The sequence below is a fragment of the Sphingopyxis bauzanensis genome (assembly GCF_002205675.1).
Classification (GTDB): domain Bacteria; phylum Pseudomonadota; class Alphaproteobacteria; order Sphingomonadales; family Sphingomonadaceae; genus Sphingopyxis; species Sphingopyxis bauzanensis.
The window spans coordinates 55255-73235 of the sequence record NZ_NISK01000006.1; the positions used below are offsets into that span (position 1 = coordinate 55255).

Here is a 17981-nt window from a genome sequence, read left to right on the forward strand (position 1 = left end):
TCGAAGAAGTATGAAGAATATAGACCACTGGATAGGCGGAGCCCGGGTAGCGCCAGGCAGTGGCGCCTATTTCGACGACCTCAATCCAGTCGATGACAGTGTCTACGCAAGGGCCGCTGCAGGCACAGCCGATGATGTCAACCGCGCGGTTGAGGCTGGCGTGGCAGCATTCTGCATGCACCGCAACCTACCTGCCGCAGTTCGTGAGGGCTGGATGTTCAAGGCGGCGGAGATCATGGAACGCGACGTCGCCAAGTTCCAGGAAGTGCTGATCGATGAGGTCGGCTCGCCGGTTGCCAAAGCAGGCTTCGAGACCCGGTTCGCGATCGGGTTCCTGCGTGCTGCCGCCGGGGTTCCGCGCCGGGTCCGCGGCGAAACCATTCCTTCGGACACACCGGGCCGCTTCAGCATGAGCCTGCGCCAGCCGGTGGGTGTCGTTGCCGGCATAACGCCGTTCAATGTTCCGCTGATCAAAGGGATCAAGCAGTCCGCCATGGCGCTTGCAACCGGCAACGCCTTCGTTCTGCTCCCCTCCGAAGCCGCACCGCGCCTAGCTGACTTGCTCGCAGATCTGTGGCGTGAGGCGGGCGTTCCTGATGGCCTGTTCAACATCGTCTACGGCAATGGTGCCGAAATCGGCGATGCGCTCACCGGTCATGCCAATGTCGCTGCGATTACTTTCACTGGCTCCTCGCGCGTCGGCAAGCACATTGCCGGGATCGCAGCCAGGAACCTCAAGAAATATACGCTTGAGCTTGGCGGCAAGAGCCCGCTGATCGTCTGCGCCGATGCCGACCTGGAAAAAGCGGTTGGAGCGGCACTCTTCAGCATTTTCATGTTCCAGGGCCAAGTCTGCATGGGCGCGTCGCGCATCTATGTCGAACGCTCCATTTTTGATGATTTTGCGAAGGCCTTCGCCGCCGCAGCTTCCAAAGCCAAGATGGGCGACTTGCGTGAACCCACCACCATGCTTGGCCCCATCATCTCCGAACGCCAACGCGATCGGGTGCGCAGCCACGTCGATGATGCCCGCGCAAAAGGTGCCGAAGTGCTGGCCGGTGCGGAGTGGACTGGCAACTACTGCTCCGCGACGGTGCTGCGCGGCGTTACTGCCGACATGACTGTCTACTACGAAGAAACCTTCGGGCCGGTCACCTCGCTCTATCCGTTCGACACGCTCGAAGAGGCGATCGAACTGGCGAACGATACCGAGTACGGCCTATCCGCCTCGATCTTCACCCGTGATCTCGACAAGGCCTTGCGCTTTGCTCACGAGGCCGAAAGCGGGATGGTCCATATCAACGCCCCGACCCTCCATGACGAGCCGCACGTACCGTTCGGGGGGACCAAGGCTTCCGGCTTCGGACGCGAGGGCACCGAAGCCGACCTCGAGATCATGACCGAGTGGAAATGGGTTACGATCCAGTCCGCCACGGCCAATCCCAGTGGTCACTAATCCCGCTCGCGTTAGGAACCGAATATGAACGACTTGGCCAATAAAGCGCGCGGCATTTCCTCGTTGCGGGACTTTCTTGAACTTCTTGAAGGCGAAGGCCAGGCGATCACCTGGAGCGAACGGGTGCTGCCGGAACCCGACCTGCGCAATGTCGCGGTCGCGGCTTCGCGCGATGCCAATGGTGCGCCCGCGATCTTGTTCGACAACATCGCCGGCTATCCCGGCAAGCGTACCGTGGTCGGCGTCCACGGTTCATGGGACAATATCGCGTTGCTGCTGGGCCGGCCCAAGGGCACGACAATCCGCGAGCTGTTCTTCGAGATCGCCGGTCGCTGGGGCGATGCCGAGGCACAGATCAGTTACGTTCCCGAAGGCCAGGCTCCGGTCCATGAGTGCCGGGTCGAAAGCGGAATCAATCTTTACGACATCCTCCCGGTTTATCGCATCAACGAATACGACGGCGGGTTCTTCATGGGCAAGGCTTCGGTCGCGTCACGCGATCCCGAAGATCCCGATAATTTCGGCAAGCAGAATGTCGGCATCTACCGGCTGCAAGTACAAGGCCCGGATAGCTTCAGCCTGATGACCATTCCGTCGCACGACATGGGTCGGCAGATCATGGCGGCCGAACGCAACGGCCTGCCGCTGAAGATCGCGGTCATGCTCGGCAACCACCCGGGACTTGCGGTCTTCGCCGCCACGCCGATCGGTTACGAGGAATCCGAGTACGCCTACGCCTCGGCGATGATGGGCGCGCCGATCAGACTTACCAAATCTGGCAATGGTGTCGATATTCTCGCCGACAGCGAGATCGTGATCGAAGCGGAAATGCAGCTGGGCGAGCGTGTGCTGGAAGGTCCCTTCGGCGAATTCCCCGGTTCTTACAGCGGGGTCCGCAAGGCACCGATTTTCAAGGTTACGGCGGTATCGCATCGCCGAGATCCGATCTTCGAGAATATCTACATCGGCCGTGGCTGGACCGAACACGACACGCTGATCGGGTTGCACACCTCCGCGCCTATATATGCCCAGTTGCGCAAGGACTTTCCCGAAGTCACGGCTGTCAACGCGCTCTACCAACACGGTTTGACCGGGATCATCTCGGTCAAAAACCGGATGGCCGGCTTCGCCAAGACCGTTGCTCTGCGTGCGCTGAGCACGCCGCACGGCGTGATGTATCTCAAGAACCTGATCATGGTCGATGCCGATGTCGACCCCTTCGACCTCAACCAGGTGATGTGGGCGCTGTCGACGCGTACCCGCGCCGACGATATAATCGTGCTCCCAAATATGCCTGCCGTGCCGATCGACCCGTCTGCGGTCGTGCCAGGCAAGGGCCACCGGCTGATCATTGACGCGACAAGCTACCTGCGGCCCGATCCCATCGGCGAGGCGCATCTCGTAAGTCCACCGACCGGCCCGGACATTGATGCGTTGAGCAAGGCAATTCGGTTACTTCAGCAAGGAGTTGCAAAATGAGCGAGAGGCTCTGTCCGCGCTGTTCAAGTACAGGCGCAATCGAAGACTATCAGGGGCGCGAGGACAACACCGTTGTCTGGACGATCTATCGCTGCGTGACTTGCTGCTTTTCATGGCGTGACAGCGAACCGGCCAGCACCATCGGGGCCGGGGTCCGCTCGGCAGACTTCGCCGTCGATGCGGGAAATCTCGATCGCTATCCCAAAATACTTCAGCAATAGGCAAATGAGGAAACAAGGATGATAGATCAGGCTCGCCAGGCGGCTGCACTGACAGCAATTGAAGCAGCTCTGGGCGCCGGAGCGGTCGACCAATCGCCCGCTGCGCTGGCCCGCTACGCCACACCCCTCGCCATTCCGGTCGGTGTTGTCCTGCCCGCAAATGAAGCGCAGCTGGCAGTTGCGCTAAGTGCGGCGAAAGGCGCTGGCGGGGTATTGCAGCCTGTTTGTAATGGCGCGCATGGTCTTGAGAAAACCGGGCTGGACAAGGTTATCGTGCTCGATTTGCAGCGCATGAACCAGGTCCTCGAGGTGAACGAGGAACTGGCTTACTGCCTGGTCGAACCCGGCGTCACCTTCCGCGAGCTCGATGCTTATATCAAAAGCAAAAATATCAAGCTTTGGGTGGATTTCCCCGGCAAACCCGATGCGAGCGTGGCCGCCAGCTTCGTGGAACGGAGCGCGGGCTACACACCCTATTCAGATCATAGTCTGATGCAATGCGGCCTTGAGGTTATGCTCGCCGATGGCAGGCTGGTCCGCACCGGCATGGGCGCCATGCCCAAAAGCACCTGCTGGCAATTGTTCAAGTTCGGGTACGGCCCGTGGGTCGACGGACTGTTCTCACAATCCGATTTCGCCGTGCCAACCAAGGTCGGCACGTGGCTGATGCCGGAACCGCCTGCTTTCAAGACGTTCATGGTTACCGTGGAAAACGAGGACGGGCTGGCTCCGCTGCTCGATGTGCTCGGCCCCCTCAAACTGAACATGGTTGTGGCAAATGGCGTTGCCGTAAGCAATGCGCTTCACGAAGCCGCCTTGCTCGGCAAGAAGCGCAACGACTACGGCGGCAAGGGCCCGATGGCGGCCAGCGCGGTCAAAGCGGCTGGTAAGGCGATGGGTTTGGGTTACTGGAATCTCTACGGTTCGCTCTATGGTCTGCCAGACAACGTCCCGATCCTGTGGGATCTGGTCAACGGCGCCTTCGGATCGGTCCCCGGGGCGAAAGTCATCGCAGACGGTCGTGGCGTCGATCCCCGGCTCTGGTCATGGCGAATGGGGACTATGACAGGGGCTGTGGCCAGCCCTCCGGCAGCAATCGCACAGTGGAGCGGTAACCAGGCGCTGACGGTCAACCCGGTCAGCCCGGTCGATGGTGAAGACGCGATGCGTCTCTACGAGCTTTCACGCGATACCTGCGCAGAGCATGGTTTCGATATGGTCAGTGAAGCTGTCGCCATATGGCGTTCAGCCAACCACCGCCAGTTCCTCCCGAGCACTGGGTCGGACCAGCGCAGCGCAGCGCGCGCTCGCGCCTGCGCCGAAGCCTTGATCGAGGCACAGGCGGAGGCCGGATTCGGGCAAGTATTCACCGAACCGGGCCTGCGCGCCACGGTCGACCAGACATTCGCTTCGGGCGGACTTTCGACACTCCACGCGAGGGTCAAAAAGGCCCTTGACCCAACTGCGCTGTTCGCGTCCGCCTGATCTGCCCTGCAATCAATCGAGTTAGAGGCATAATGAAAAAACTGATCGCCCTTTCGCTGCTTGTCATATTGAGCGCCTGCGACAGCGACCAGACGGTCGAAAAACCCGACGGCGCAGAAAATTACGCTTTGATGTGCGCGGGATGCCATGATCCCGGCCCGGGTCACCCTGGAACCATGCTGCTTGAACAAGCAGGACGACCGGTGGCATCGCTGTTCGGCAGAGACGACCTTGATCGGGAATATTTGCGCACGATCGTGCGTCAGGGGCTTATCGAAATGCCGCCATTCCGCCCAACTGAGCTGAGCGACGCAGAGATCGATGAGATTTACGCTCACATCATGAGCGCAGAACCGCCCGTGACGACACCGGCGATGCCGGTTAAATAAGGGCCTTGAGGGCCAACCGCGTCAGCAGCGCGGCAGTATCTTCCGGAGCCGCAATTGCCGCGCGATAAGCCTCCAGGCTCAATCGCGCGGCGGATTGTGCGGACAAGTCCAGTGGTTGGCCCTGTTGCTGGCCATCATAGGCAAGACATCGGACCAGTTCGATCTGGATCTGGCGCTCCATCTGAAGTTCGCTCGCCTTCAGGCTGGTGTAAAGCTTGTCTCTCGCAGCTACCGCTTGCAGGTCCGGTGCCTGCTGAAGCCACGACTTGGCCCACCGCCGCGCACCGCGCACCGGCCAGACCATGTTTTCGTTCAATGCAGCAACACCACCCAGCAGGTCGCCGATCTCAGATTGGCTGAGAGCCCTGCCCTCGCCTTGCGCCAGCCATAGACATAATAATAAAATGTTGACGTCGAAACCATGCTCGTCCTGCAGATCCAAGCACGGGTCAGCAACTTGCGGTCTTGCATAGACTTCCAGCGAAAATTGCCAGAATTCGTCAGCAGCGTCCTTGCTTGTCATCTTCCTCATTGCCGTGATCAACCTTCATCCTACGTTGCCCGTCCGCTGGCGGACAAGCGGAATTAGAAGAAGCGATTTTCGGGCTGTGGAAGTCCGAAAAGGTGGCGCAATGTCGTACCTTCGTATTCCTTTCGGGAAATGCCCCTGCGCTGCAATTCGGGCACGACGATATCGACAAAGTCGTTCAGTCCTTCCGAAAGATAGGGGAACATGACGACGAACCCGTCTGACCCACGCTCCTCCAGCCAAATTTCCATTTCGTCGGCGATCGACGCCGGCGTGCCGACAAAGGCAAGCCCCGCATAGCTGCCGGCCTTTGCGGCGAGCTGGCGAATCGTCGGATTGTGCGCCCGGGCATCTTCGATAACCTTTTCGGGCGCAGTCTTGCTGGCGTTGGTTACGGGGATTGCCGGGAACAGGCCATCGGGATCAAAGCCCGACACGTCGAACCCAAGCATGCCACACCGCGATTGAATGCCGCTTTCGTAATGGACCAGACGCCCTCAACAATTTTACTTCTCACCCTGACAGTGTGATTGCTTTGGTATCGGCCCTAACCCTGCCAACCGATGGCCCTGCTTGCACTGCGCGCTACATCAATTATCCGTTCGATCTTGGCCTTGCTGAAAAACGCCTTTTGTTCTGCACGAGCCAAAACACTCATTGTCGCGACCAAGCGATCTTGAGAATCCAGGACTGGCACCGACGTCGCCGATAGTCCCGGTACGACAGTTCCGTAAGTCCTGGCGAAACCCACCCGCCCAGCCTCCTCAATTTGTGCGGCAAGTTCGAGGTCATCGACGACAATACCCTCAGCACGCTCGCGTTCGACCCGTTCCCTGGTCTGTTCAGGAGGGCAATGCGCCAGAAAGAGGATCCCGGTCGACGATGTCTGCAATGGCAAGACCGATCCCGTGTGCAGAGATGTAAACAGCGGTATTCCACCATCGATCCAGCGAATGACAGTTGGGCCGTAATCGCCCCACACTGAAAGCAAGCCAGTAGTTTTCATTTCTGCCAAAAGATCTTCCAAATGCTCCGCGGCTATGCGCACGGTGTCCAGGCGTGCCATTGCCGCCAAGCCAAGACGGACGGTGAGCCCCCCCAAATAATACCGTCCGCTCCTTTCGTCCTGTTCGGCCACCCCGGTATTCACAAAGGAAAGCAAATACCGGTGGGCTTGGCTGCGGGACAGCCCTGAATGGTCTGCCACTTCGCGGAGAAAGGCTCCTTCACCTCCTCCGGTCTCCACTAAAGCCAGTAAAACTCGCACCCCTATTTCAACTGATTGAATGGATTTTCTTTTATCATTGTCTTCTTTGAGCCCATTTTCAAATTTTTCACCAATTTTCTTCATATCGTGGTCCATGATTTTCCAGTTTGCCAAATATGGTGATGATGAGCGAGTCGCAGACGCTTTCCCTCAAATGTAGATCGGTGTCGAGCAAAATTCGGTGCACGGGTTCGTCTGAAAAGATGATCAGCGAAGCGTAGTGGATTCATCTGCTTGCACAAACTCCTTGAGCCGGATTGTCGCGCGGAGGTCTTCGGTGCGTATGGTCGATAGTGACTTTCGAGACTGGTCTAGCTGAGGATCAATGTTCATCTAACTGCGCGGCGATAGCTTTGGGTATGGCCGGGTCATCGATCGTTGGCGGCACACTGAAAGGTTCGCGATCAACGATTTTGCGCAGAAGATTGCGGAGGATCTTTCCCGATCGGGTCTTCGGCAATTGATCAACCACATAGGCAGTCTTTAACGCCGCGACGGCACCCAGTTCAGCGCGCACAGCCGAGATTGCAAGTCCGGCAATCGCGCCTTTATCCGCTGCCCCAGACTGTGCGGTTATGAACGCGACCGGTGCCATGCCCTTGACAGGGTCTTTCGCGCCGACCACCGCACATTCGTTGACATCCGCAAGACCAGCAATAATCTCTTCGATCTGCCCGGTCGAGAGACGGTGGCCTGCGACGTTGATGATGTCGTCTGTCCGGCCCATGATATAGAGATAGCCGCTCTTGTCGCGATGGCCGGAGTCGCCCGTTTCGTAATAGCCGGGGAAACTGGCGAAGTTTTTCGCAAAATCAGCCTCGTTGTTCCACAGCGTCCGGAAGGCACCAGGCGGCAGGGGCCTTCGAATGACAACGTTGCCGCTTTCGCCTTCGTCTACCGCGTTGCCATCGTCGCGCAGAATTGCAAATTTGTAACCGGGCACTGCTAACCCCGCGCTGCCTGGTTTGCGCCGCAAATCGCCCATCGCGAAACATGAGGCGATGGCAGGCCAGCCCAGCTCGGTCTGCCACCAGTGATCAATCACCGGCAGCCCGCTTTCCCGCTCAAGCCAGTCAATGGTTGCGGGGTCCGCTCGTTCACCTGCGAGGAAGATGACGCGGCAGTCGCCCGTGCCGATCTCTTTCAGGAATCTTGCTTGGGGATCTTCCTTGCGGATCGCCCGGATCGCAGTGGGGGCGGTGAAGAAGGTCTTGACCTTGTTGCGTGTAATCGTCCGCCAGAAAGTGCCGGCATCGGGCGTGCCAACCGGTTTCCCCTCGAATAGAACCGTGGTTCCTCCCACCAGCAACGGCCCATAGACGATGTAACTGTGGCCAACGACCCAACCAACGTCCGATGCCGCCCAGAAAGCGTCATCCGCACCAATGCCATAGATATTCTCCATGGACCACGAAAGCGCAACAGCATGGCCTCCATTGTCGCGCACGACACCCTTGGGAATTCCGGTAGTTCCCGAGGTGTACAGGATATAGAGCGGTTCCCACGAAGCGAGCGGCACACAGGCTGGCATTGCATCGCTTGCGGTGCGGTTGCGCAGTTCCTGCCAGTCAATATCCCGCTCGTGACCAAGGTCGGCCGCCAAGCGCTCGCGCTGCAGAAGGACGACATGTTCAACACCGAGCAACGAAAGTTCGACCGCCTCATCGACCAAAGGTTTGTAGGCAATGACCCTCGCCCCTTCGATCCCGCACGAGGCGGTCAGGATCACTTTGGGTTTCGCATCATCAATCCGCTTGGCTAGTTCCGGTGCGGCGAAGCCGCCGAAAACCACCGAATGGATCGCGCCCAGACGCGCGCAAGCCAGCATGGCGAAGGCCGTCTCGGGCACCATCGGCATGAAGATGACGACCCGGTCCCCCTTCGACACACCCAGGCTGGCAAGCATCGCCGCTACCCGTCCCGTATCGTCCAGCAGTTGTGAATAGGTGAAGCTGCGAAAGGCTCCCGCAGCGGGGCTGTCGTAGGTCAGTGCAACTGCGTCGCCGCGACCGGCCAAGACATGCCTGTCCAGGCAATTGTGGCAGGTGTTGAGAATCCCATCGGAAAACCAGCCCTTGTCTTCGTCATAGGTCAGCCGGGGCTCGGAAAACCATTCGATCGCCTGCGCGGCGTTCGCCCAGAAGCCTTCAGGGTTTTCCGCAGCGTGACGAAACGCATCGACATAGGACTGATCGTGTTGTTTTTTGGTCATGGCTTCAAGCGTCCTGAGTACGTATTCGAAGGGTCGCGGGGCTATCGACGTGAAATGGCGATCGCGGCGATGATCATGATCGCGCCCACAAAATGATATGAAGATAGATATTCACCAAGGAGCGGTATGGCGAGTCCGACCCCGAACACCGTCGGCAAGTTCATGTAAACCCCTGCGCGAACCGAGCCGATCAGCACTACAGAACGGTTGAACAGGCCATAGGCGGCAAGCGAGGGAAATATCCCGACATACAGAACGGCAGCCACCACTTCGGCCGGCGGCAACGACAGGCCCTTGCTGGCCAGCATGGTGAAGTAGGGTATTGCCAGCGATGCTGCGCCGATCGCAAAAAGGATGGCGAGCAAGGTGAGGTGATGCACGGCCGGCGCCTTGCGCAGGAAGGTGGCGTAGGCCGAATAAAGGAATACAGCTGTTACGGCGAGCAAATCCCCGCGGTTGAGGGCGCTCAGTTGCAGGGCAAACGGGTGCCCTTTAGTGACGATCCACACGACCCCCGCAAACGATAGCCCGGCGCCGAGAGCAAGAAGTGGACGCAACCGCTCCCCAAACACAACCGCAGGTATCACCATCGTCATGATCGGCATGATAGCTTGCAACATCAGACTGTTGGTTGCGGTAGTATACTGTAGCGCCGAATAGACGAGATAACTGAACAGCCCGACACCAAAAAAACCGAGCAGCACAAGCCCCGGCCATGACTCGCGCAGGGTCTGCCTATCGTTCTTGATATGTCGCCAGGCGAAAGGAAGCACGAACAGGAAAGCAACCACCCATCTCCAGAATGCAAGTGACAGGGGGGAGATCAAGTCGCGCGCTGCCCGGCCAACGATCGGGTTCAAGGCCCAGAAGAAGGATGCCAGGCAAAGCAACAGGGTCGGCGAGCTCCAGACCGCCGCCCGCACCTCTCGCCAAGCCGAGAAACGACGGACAAGTGTGCTCAAAACCAAGATTCAACCAAGCTGAACTGCGCTTGCGCAAGCCCAATTTTTTGCATATAGTGCATCGCATTGCCTATAGTGCCTGAACTTGACAGGTTCAAGCCAAGAGAGCTGTACGGAGAGAAGTATGCCTAGAATCCCAACCCTTGTCGACAATGTCGAGGCGAATCAGTCGCGCGAGATTTTCTGGGACAAGGATGTCTACGATCTTGAACTGGAGCGTATTTTTGCTCGCTCGTGGCTGTTTCTGGGCCACGAGTCGCTCCTTCCCAAGCCCGGCGATTTCATCACCACCTATATGGCCGAAGACAAAGTCATCCTGTCGCATCAGCAAGATGGCTCATTTCGGGCATTCATCAATTCGTGTACGCACCGGGGCAACCAGATTTGTCACGCCGACAGCGGCAATGCCAAGGCGTTCGTCTGCAACTACCACGGCTGGGTGTTCGGCCAGGATGGCAGCCTCGTTGATGTTCCGCTTGAAACACGGTGCTACCATGGGCAGCTCGATAAGGAACAGCTCGGTGCCAAGCACGTCCGGGTGGAGACGTACAAAGGCTTCATTTTCGGCTGCGGCGATGCTGACGCTCCAGGCCTGGAAGAATATCTGGGCGAATTTCGCTGGTATCTGGATACCATCTGGGAGGGTGCCGGGGGCGGGCTGGAGCTGCTGGGTCCGCCGATGAAAAGCATTCTCGCCTGCAATTGGAAAGTCCCGACCGAGAATTTCGTCGGCGATGGCTACCATGTCGGCTGGACCCACGCTGGCGCCCTGCTCGGAATCGGCGGCGAACTTGCCGGTCTGGCAGGGAACCGGGCGGACATTCCCTTCGAAGATCTCGGCTACCAGTTCACGACCCGGCATGGGCACGGCTTCGGAGTGATCAACAACGCCGCCGCGGCGATACACGTCAAGCGCGATGGTTGGGCAAAATACCTTGCCGACACCCGCGCTGAAGTAGGTCGGAAGTTCGGACCGGAGCGTGAGGAACTTTATGTTGGTCACTGGAACTGCTCGATCTTCCCGAGTTGCTCGTTCCTTTACGGTACCAATACGTTTAAGGTCTGGCATCCGCGTGGACCGCACGAAATTGAAGTATGGACCTACACGATGGTCCCACGTGACGCCGACGCTGAAACGAAAAACAGCATCCAGCGCGAAGCCAGCCGCAGTTTCGGCACCGCCGGAACGCTGGAAAGCGACGATGGCGAGAACATGTCATCGGCCACCCATGTCAACCGCGGAACCATCACTCGCGACGGCCGGATCGACTCCAGCATGGGTGTCGGCTTCGAAGGTCCGCACCCGATTTTTCCGGGGATTGTTGGATCCAGCTTCATCGGCGAAACATCCCATCGCGGCTTCTATCGATTCTGGAAGGAAATGCTGGATGCGCCCGATTGGAAAACGGTGAAAGCAAACGACGACACCTGGGATTCGATTTTCACCAATCGTGATTACTGGAGCGACAAAATCGACGCAGCCGAGTAATCGCAAACTTTTTTCAATCGTACCGAATGCCGGAGATTTTATGTCGGTAAAACAGACCTTAGCGGGATTGGATGTCCAATCCGCGATCGAAATGCATTATCGTGCCGAAGTCCGGCTGCTGCAGAACGGGCAATACCGGGAGTGGTTAACGGAAATGGTCGACGAAGACATCCATTACTGGATGCCGATTTATGAACAACGCTTGATCCGCGACCGTCGCCCCGACCCGACACCCGACGATGCTGCAATTTATAATGACGATTACGGCGAACTCAAGCAACGCGTAGAGCGGCTCTATTCCGGCACCGTATGGATGGAAGATCCGCCCTCGAAAATCCGGTATTTTGTCAGCAACGTCGAAGCTTTCCATGCAGGCGATGGCGAGTTCGACGTCTTTTCGAACCTGGCCATCTATCGCAATCGCCGCCAACTCGAAATGACCGTACACACGCTGGGGCGCGAGGATAAGCTGCGCCAGGTCGGCGATGGCTTCAAGGTGTTCCGACGCAAACTGATTCTCGACGCCAGGGTAACACAAGACAAAAACCTGTATTTTTTCTGTTAGGCGCGCCCCTTACAGCGCAGAAAAGGGAGACTGAGCATGCAAGCTTATGCAGCGATCATTGAAAACCAAGGCGGACAATTTGTCCTAGATAACGTCGATATCGAAGAACCGCGCGACGACGAGGTTCTCGTCAAGATTGTGGCGGCCGGGATGTGCCACACCGATCTTACCGTCCGCGACCAGTATTACCCCACCCCTCTTCCCGCCGTGCTCGGCCATGAAGGCTCGGGCATTGTGGAAAATATCGGGCGTAGCGTCACCACAGTGAAACCTGGCGACAAGGTAGTGCTGTCTTTCAGCTATTGCGGAACCTGCCCTTCATGCATGAAGGGTCATCAGGCCTATTGCCCCAGCCTCTTCCCGCTCAATTTCATGGGCCGAAGGCTCGATGGATCGACCCCGATCAGGCGCAACGGAGAAGAGGTGAATGCGTGCTTCTTCGGACAGTCTTCGTTCGCTACCTACTCGATCGCAACGGAAAATAATTGCGTCAAGGTAGCGGATTCCGCACCGATTGAGCTTCTCGGCCCGCTTGGCTGCGGAATTCAGACCGGCGCGGGTGCCGTCCTCAATGCACTCCAGCCTGCCCCCGGTTCGTCGATCGCGATCTTCGGCGTCGGCTCGGTTGGCCTCAGCGCGCTGATGGCCGCAAAGGCATCTGGTTGTCTCAGGATTATAGCGGTTGATCGCAACCTCACGCGTCTCGAACTGGCCCGTGAACTTGGTGCGACCGACATTATTGATGCCAACACTACAAATGCCCAAGAAGCTATCATCGCCCTGACCGGTAGCGGTGTGGACTATGCGATCGATACCACAGCAATTCCGCAAGTTTTGCGTAGCGCGGTCGACAGTACCCATACCATGGGTGAAACTGCCGTGGTTGGCGGGGCAAAGTTGGGCACCGAATTCTCGCTAGACATGAACAACATGCTTTTCGGCCGTAAATTACGAGGGGTAGTTGAAGGTTCCAGCACTCCGCAGGTCTTCATCCCTGAATTGATTGCCATGCACGAAGCCGGTCTGTTCCCGTTCGAACGGCTCTGCACGTTCTACGATTTCGATCAGATTAATCAGGCAGTCGAAGACACCGAAGTGTCGGGTAACGCTATTAAGGCCATTCTCAAGATGTAATGCGGCAACGGGTGCTCTCTGATCGGCTTAACCCCAGTTAGAACGCTGCTCCAAAAGACCCGAGAGAAGCCGATCATCTGGCAGGCACCTGAAAGGGCGAAGGACAGGAAAACCACCTGTCCTTCGCCCTGAGTGCCTTGTGCGAAAACCGCAGGTCTATTTCTTCAGGTGTGCCATAAATCCTGACGGGAAAGGGAGCAGACCGTGCCGATTCCTTCCTACTTTACGGCTGACGGAGCGGGGACCGCCATATTGAGTTGGGAATGCAACAGGATGGACGAAAAACCAAAAGAACCACGGACATGATTGCGAAAGATGGGACGCCCCAAGGGCGACCGCCAAGTAGACCGGACGGAGCCCAAGCCATAACTGGACTTCCCGCACCTCGGCGTCTCTGGGCAGCACTTTCAATTTGGTGCGCCATATTTCTTACCATAATGGACGTATCGATCGCCAGCGTTGCCCTGCCATTCATTTCCAACGGCCTGGGGGTTACCGCGGCAAGATCCGTGTGGGCCATAAATGCCTTCCAGATTGCCATCGTGATCGCACTTTTACCAATGGCGAAGGCAAGTCAAATTCTAGGCTACAAGAAGGTTTATCTGGCAGGAATCTTACTTTTCATGCTTGCAGCCTCTGGCAGTATCTTAGCCACCAGCCTTCCCGTTCTGGCTATATCGCGCTTCGTCCAGGGAATTGGCGCGGCGGCAGTAATGGTGGTCAGCGGGGCATTGGTTCGGACAATCTACCCCCCCGAATTCATCCCTCGTGGGATCGGCTACAATACCATAGCGGTTTCGATCGCCTCGGCCGCAGGGCCGGCGGTTGGTGCACTTGTCTTGTCATTAGCAAGTTGGCATGCTGTTTTTGCCGTGGGCCTTCCGTTTGGGCTGCTTTCACTTGTGATTGGAATTTGGGCAATTCCCTCGACGGCCGCGGCTAGGCAGCCTTTTGAACGCTCTTCGGCGCTACTGTCCGCCGTGGGTTTTGCCGCGATCTTCCTGGCTCTTAACGACTTTGCCCAGAATACCGTCTCAGGCTGGACATTGCTTGAAGTCTGTATCGCGATCCCAGCCATTTTTCTCCTCGGAAAACGCACCTCCACCCGCCCGGATTCGATGGTGCCTCTGGATTTGCTGAAGCTCGGTTCGTTGCGTAAAGCCTATATAATGTCGGCAGCAGCCTACGCCGTGTTGATACTGATCACATTGTCATTTCCCTTCATTCTCCAGCAGCGGTTTCAATTCGAACCAGACGCAATCGGCCTGCTCATGGTCCCCTTGCCGCTTGGTATCATGATCGCCGCGTTCGTATCCGGTCGCCTGGTTAATCGCTATTCATCAGCCTGGCTGTGCGGTGCGGGGCTAATTATACTCGCAGGCGGAGCAATCTTGCTTTCATTAATGCAGCCGGGCGTCTCAACTTTTCTGATAGTTTTGGCTGCGGCAGTTTGCGGTATCGGTTTTGGAATTTTTCAGGTTCCCAACAACCATAGCATGCTGGCAACCGCGCCTCACTCGCGTTCGGGAGCTGCATCGGCAATGCTGTCGTTGTCACGGTTGATCGGCCAGACGCTCGGTGCCTTGATGGCAGCATTATTATTCCGCAAAATTGGCGCACAGAGTGGCGCGCCAATTGTGGCTGCCGCATTGATCGCGATAGGAGTGGCAAGCGCGACCCTGTTGCGAAAAGGTCGGAGCAGGTCCACTATTGTTGAGTGACCCTTGGCCGCCTGCAACCGTTCGATTATCGCGCCTTGAACTGATGGGGTCGTCTTGTCTTATGACTTTTCCGCTGGTTTTAGGCATTAAGGGATGCCCGATCCGGGGTGGCCACCCCGGATCGGGCGGAAGGGTGTCAATCGGCGTGCAAACGGGACCCCCTTTCACGATGGCGCAAGGTTGATCGGACACGCGCCCTTGCGCTGCGCGCGGCGTAGGGAGGGCGGAGCGACCGGAGGCGCGCGCAGCGCAAGGCATCTCTTAATCGGAGGTCGGCGGGGGTGATCAGCTGCGGTTTTTGAAGCGCCAGCTGTCATTGTCGATCTCGACGATATCGCAATGATGAGTGACGCGATCGAGGAGCGCGGTGGTCATCTTGGGATCGCCGAACACCGTTGGCCACTCCCCGAACGCGAGGCTGGTGGTGATGATAACGCTGGTCTGCTCGTAGAGCTTGCTGACGAGATGGACAGCAGCTGACCGCCTGAGCGGGCGAACGGCAGATTGATCTTCCCCCGGTTCGGCGGACACGCTGGGTTATCCGGTCATGCTCTGCTCGGCTTGCTCGGGGGTTAGGTACCCAAGCGCCGAGTGCATGCGGTGCCGGTTGTAGTAGCCTTCGATGTATCCGAACAGGGCCTGCCGCGCTTCGGCTTGCGTCGCCCATCGGCACTGATGAACAAGTTCGACCTTGAGGGTGTGGAAGAAGCTTTGAAGCGCCCCGGGTTTTCTGGAGGCTGTTTCGTTTGAGTCATGCGACCATATCGAGGGTCTCAACGGTTGCATAGTAATTGGCCTCAGCCTCGGCGGGCGGGATGTATCCGATGGGGCCGAAGAGGCGATGGTTGTTGAACCATTCGACCCAGTTCAAGGTCGCCATCTCGACCGCCGATGCGCTCGGCCATGACCGTTGGCGCCATATGACCTCGGCTTTGTAGAGGCCATTGATGGTTTCGGCCAAGGCGTTGTCATAGGAATCGCCGACGCTGCCGACAGAAGGCACCAGCTTTGCTTCCGCCAGGCGCTGGGTGTAATTCATAGCCAGGTATTGGGCGGATTCAACCGGTCGTCGCAACACCGGCTTTATACTGCCCGACGAGAAACTGGTCGAGGGCTTCTGCAGGTGTCTTCCATCCGAGAGTTTTGCGCGGCCGAGTGTTGAGGGCGTGGGCAACCGCATCGAGCTCGCCCGCGGTATGCCGGCTCAGATCTGTGCCCTTAGGGAAGTACTGCCGCAGCAAGCCGTTGGTATTCTCATTTGAGCCCCGCTGCCATGGACTTTGGGGATCACAGAAGTAGATTTCCAGCCCGCTATCAACGCGGAGGCGAGCGTGCTGCGCCATCTCGGCGCCCTGATCCCAAGTCAGCGACTGGCGCAAGGTCTCAGGAAGTTTATCCATGGACCCGGTAATGGCCTTGCGAACAGCTTCGGCACCATGACCGGCCAGGGGCGGCCCGTTCTTGACGGTCTCTCCCGGTCGATATCCCTCCATGCGCGGAAGATGCAGCAGCATGGTGAAGCGCGTGGTGCGTTCGACGAGCGTGCCAATCGCGGAACTGCCGAGGCCGAGGATGAGATCGCCTTCCCAATGTCCGGGGACTGCCCTGTCTTCGATATCCGCGGGTCGCTCGCTGATCATGATGGCTTCAGTGAGGAACGCCTTTCCGCGACTGCGGGCGCGCTCGCGCGGCAAGCGAAGAGCCCGCCCCGAGCGCAAGCAGGCGGTGAGTTCCCGACGCAATGCCCCACGACCCTGGATGCGGATTCCGACGATCCCGCGCAGGGATACCGACATGATCACGCGCATCGTTCCGATCTGATCCCGCGCGGGATTCCGATCTGATGCCGCGCACGGCTCAGAGCCGTCATCGACGTGATTTGCTTTCACGGTATTCGTATTTTGGTCAAGCAGTCTGTGGGTGCGGGCGTCGCAGCGAGTCACCTTCGAGAGTGACGCGGTGGGCGTTGTGAACGAGGCGATCCAGGATGGCGTCGGCGTAAGTCGCGTCGCCGATCAGTTCGTGCCATTTTGTCACGGGAAGCTGGCTGGTGACGAGGGTGGATCGATTGCCGTACCGGTCCTCAAGTATCTCAAGCAGATGATGGCGGGCATTGGCGTTGAGCGGCTCCAGGCCCCAGTCGTCGAGGATGAGCAGGTCGATGCGCGCGAGGCTTTTCAGCCGTACCGCAATACGTCCATCGCCGCGCGCCACGCTCAGCTCGTCGAGCAGCTTGCCAAGCCGGACGTAGAGGACCGACAGATTGTCGCGGCAGGCCTGGTGCCCAATGGCACAGGACAACCAGCTCTTGCCCGTTCCGGTCGGGCCGGTGATGACGAGATTGTCGTGACCTTTGATCCAGTCTCCCTTGAGAAGGGTTTCCATAAAGCGCCGGTCGAGCCCGCGCGGTGTCCGGTAGTCGATATCTTCGGGTACGGCGCGGTGGCGCAGTTTGGCGTGGCGTAGCCGCGCTGCCATCCGCTTTTCCTGACGCCAGGTCAGCTCATGGTCGAGGATCAAGCCCAGCCATTCGGCATGGCTGAGCGTTCGCGCATCTTCGTTTGTCGCCATGGCACCGAACGCCTTGGCCATGCCATAGAGACCGAGGTGATTAAGCTGATCGAGCGTGGGATGGGTAAGCATGTCTTCTCCTTCAGTTGTAATAGTCCGGACCCCGGATGTTGCCGTGATCGATGGGCTGGTGGTCGCTGTCCCGGGGCCGCAGCGGTTGGCCATCGAGCCCCTTTTCGAGGATCGACTTGACCGAGCCGTAATTGCGCGCGCCGATCTCGAGCGCGCGCAGCGCCGCAGCTTCGAGGCGCTGCGCGCCAAAGTGCTTTTCTAGACCGAGGATGCCCATGCACGAGCGGAAGCCCTGTTCGGGATGGGGGCGATCCTCGAGGATCTTTTCGCATAAAAGCTGCGCGCAAGGTCCGACCCGTCCCGATTCGGTCAGGATCTTCGCGAGCGTCCAGTCGGCAAAGCGGCGATGCGATGACGGCATGTGCTCGGGCAAGGTCGTATGCCGGCCATTGCCGCTGCCGCGCATGTGAACCGCGATCCGCTCGCCGC

Annotated in this window: 15 protein-coding genes and 5 pseudogenes; 9 read left to right on the forward strand and 11 right to left on the reverse strand. The window is 58.4% G+C overall.

Going from position 1 to position 17981, the window contains the following annotated elements:
- Positions 1–10 precede the first annotated feature (10 nt).
- From CDQ92_RS19390 to CDQ92_RS19410, 5 genes are read left to right on the forward strand one after another with little or no spacing between them, the layout of a single operon-like run.
- Complete coding sequence (locus CDQ92_RS19390; RefSeq protein WP_088443892.1) at positions 11–1456, forward strand: aldehyde dehydrogenase family protein; 1446 nt, start codon at positions 11–13, stop codon at positions 1454–1456.
- A gap of 24 nt (positions 1457–1480) precedes the next feature.
- Positions 1481–2935: a non-oxidative hydroxyarylic acid decarboxylases subunit C gene (locus tag CDQ92_RS19395; RefSeq protein WP_072673796.1), complete on the forward strand. Its 1455-nt coding sequence runs from the start codon at positions 1481–1483 to the stop codon at positions 2933–2935.
- A complete protein-coding gene (locus tag CDQ92_RS19400; protein WP_088443894.1) occupies positions 2932–3156 on the forward strand; it encodes a non-oxidative hydroxyarylic acid decarboxylases subunit D in 225 nt (74 codons plus the stop codon). Before CDQ92_RS19395 ends, CDQ92_RS19400 begins: the two co-directional genes overlap by 4 nt.
- Before the next feature lie 18 nt (positions 3157–3174).
- Positions 3175–4641: an FAD-binding oxidoreductase gene (locus tag CDQ92_RS19405; protein ID WP_088443896.1), complete on the forward strand. Its 1467-nt coding sequence runs from the start codon at positions 3175–3177 to the stop codon at positions 4639–4641.
- A gap of 32 nt (positions 4642–4673) precedes the next feature.
- Positions 4674–5030, forward strand: coding sequence for a c-type cytochrome (locus tag CDQ92_RS19410; protein ID WP_088443898.1), 357 nt, complete (start codon positions 4674–4676; stop codon positions 5028–5030).
- Here the strand turns inward: CDQ92_RS19410 and CDQ92_RS19415 are convergent.
- The 5 genes from CDQ92_RS19415 to CDQ92_RS19435 all read right to left on the reverse strand — a co-directional run bounded on the left by CDQ92_RS19415 (position 5023) and on the right by CDQ92_RS19435 (position 10000).
- Positions 5023–5574, reverse strand: a complete 552-nt coding sequence (locus CDQ92_RS19415; protein WP_229667641.1) for a TIGR02444 family protein — start codon at positions 5572–5574, stop codon at positions 5023–5025. The two genes, CDQ92_RS19410 and CDQ92_RS19415, sit on opposite strands and share 8 nt — an antisense overlap.
- A 41-nt stretch (positions 5575–5615) precedes the next feature.
- Positions 5616–6011, reverse strand: coding sequence for an LLM class oxidoreductase (locus tag CDQ92_RS19420; protein ID WP_188682475.1), 396 nt, complete (start codon positions 6009–6011; stop codon positions 5616–5618).
- Between the two features lie 95 nt (positions 6012–6106).
- On the reverse strand, positions 6107–6940 hold the full coding sequence (locus CDQ92_RS19425) for an IclR family transcriptional regulator (RefSeq protein WP_237246136.1): 834 nt from the start codon (positions 6938–6940) through the stop codon (positions 6107–6109).
- A 208-nt stretch (positions 6941–7148) separates the two neighbouring features.
- Entirely contained in the window at positions 7149–9038 is a 1890-nt protein-coding gene (locus tag CDQ92_RS19430) for an AMP-binding protein (protein ID WP_088443900.1), read from the reverse strand.
- A 41-nt stretch (positions 9039–9079) separates the two neighbouring features.
- Positions 9080–10000, reverse strand: a complete 921-nt coding sequence (locus tag CDQ92_RS19435) for a DMT family transporter (RefSeq protein WP_088443902.1) — start codon at positions 9998–10000, stop codon at positions 9080–9082.
- A 124-nt stretch (positions 10001–10124) separates the two neighbouring features.
- On the opposite strand from CDQ92_RS19435, the gene CDQ92_RS19440 reads away from it, so the two are divergent.
- The 4 genes from CDQ92_RS19440 to CDQ92_RS19455 all read left to right on the forward strand — a co-directional run bounded on the left by CDQ92_RS19440 (position 10125) and on the right by CDQ92_RS19455 (position 14909).
- Complete coding sequence (locus CDQ92_RS19440) at positions 10125–11489, forward strand: aromatic ring-hydroxylating oxygenase subunit alpha (protein WP_088443904.1); 1365 nt, start codon at positions 10125–10127, stop codon at positions 11487–11489.
- Between the two features lie 40 nt (positions 11490–11529).
- Positions 11530–12054, forward strand: a complete 525-nt coding sequence (locus tag CDQ92_RS19445; protein WP_088443906.1) for an aromatic-ring-hydroxylating dioxygenase subunit beta — start codon at positions 11530–11532, stop codon at positions 12052–12054.
- Between the two features lie 36 nt (positions 12055–12090).
- Positions 12091–13188: an NAD(P)-dependent alcohol dehydrogenase gene (locus CDQ92_RS19450; RefSeq protein WP_088443908.1), complete on the forward strand. Its 1098-nt coding sequence runs from the start codon at positions 12091–12093 to the stop codon at positions 13186–13188.
- A gap of 302 nt (positions 13189–13490) precedes the next feature.
- Entirely contained in the window at positions 13491–14909 is a 1419-nt protein-coding gene (locus CDQ92_RS19455; protein WP_268239235.1) for an MFS transporter, read from the forward strand.
- A 285-nt stretch (positions 14910–15194) separates the two neighbouring features.
- On the opposite strand, the pseudogene CDQ92_RS19460 reads toward CDQ92_RS19455, so the two are convergent.
- From CDQ92_RS19460 to CDQ92_RS19485, 6 genes and pseudogenes are all read right to left on the reverse strand, one after another.
- A pseudogene (locus tag CDQ92_RS19460) lies at positions 15195–15412 on the reverse strand (ATP-binding protein); the annotation flags it as partial.
- Positions 15413–15446: 34 nt separating this feature from the next.
- A pseudogene (locus tag CDQ92_RS19465) lies at positions 15447–15626 on the reverse strand (IS3 family transposase); the annotation flags it as partial.
- Between the two features lie 34 nt (positions 15627–15660).
- Positions 15661–15963, reverse strand: a pseudogene (locus CDQ92_RS19470) (integrase core domain-containing protein); the annotation flags it as partial.
- A gap of 4 nt (positions 15964–15967) precedes the next feature.
- A pseudogene (locus CDQ92_RS19475) lies at positions 15968–16669 on the reverse strand (IS30 family transposase); the annotation flags it as partial.
- A 145-nt stretch (positions 16670–16814) separates the two neighbouring features.
- Entirely contained in the window at positions 16815–17552 is a 738-nt protein-coding gene (istB, locus tag CDQ92_RS19480) for an IS21-like element helper ATPase IstB (protein WP_088443912.1), read from the reverse strand.
- Positions 17553–17562: 10 nt separating this feature from the next.
- Positions 17563–17981 (reverse strand): annotated as a pseudogene (locus CDQ92_RS19485) (IS21 family transposase); the annotation flags it as partial.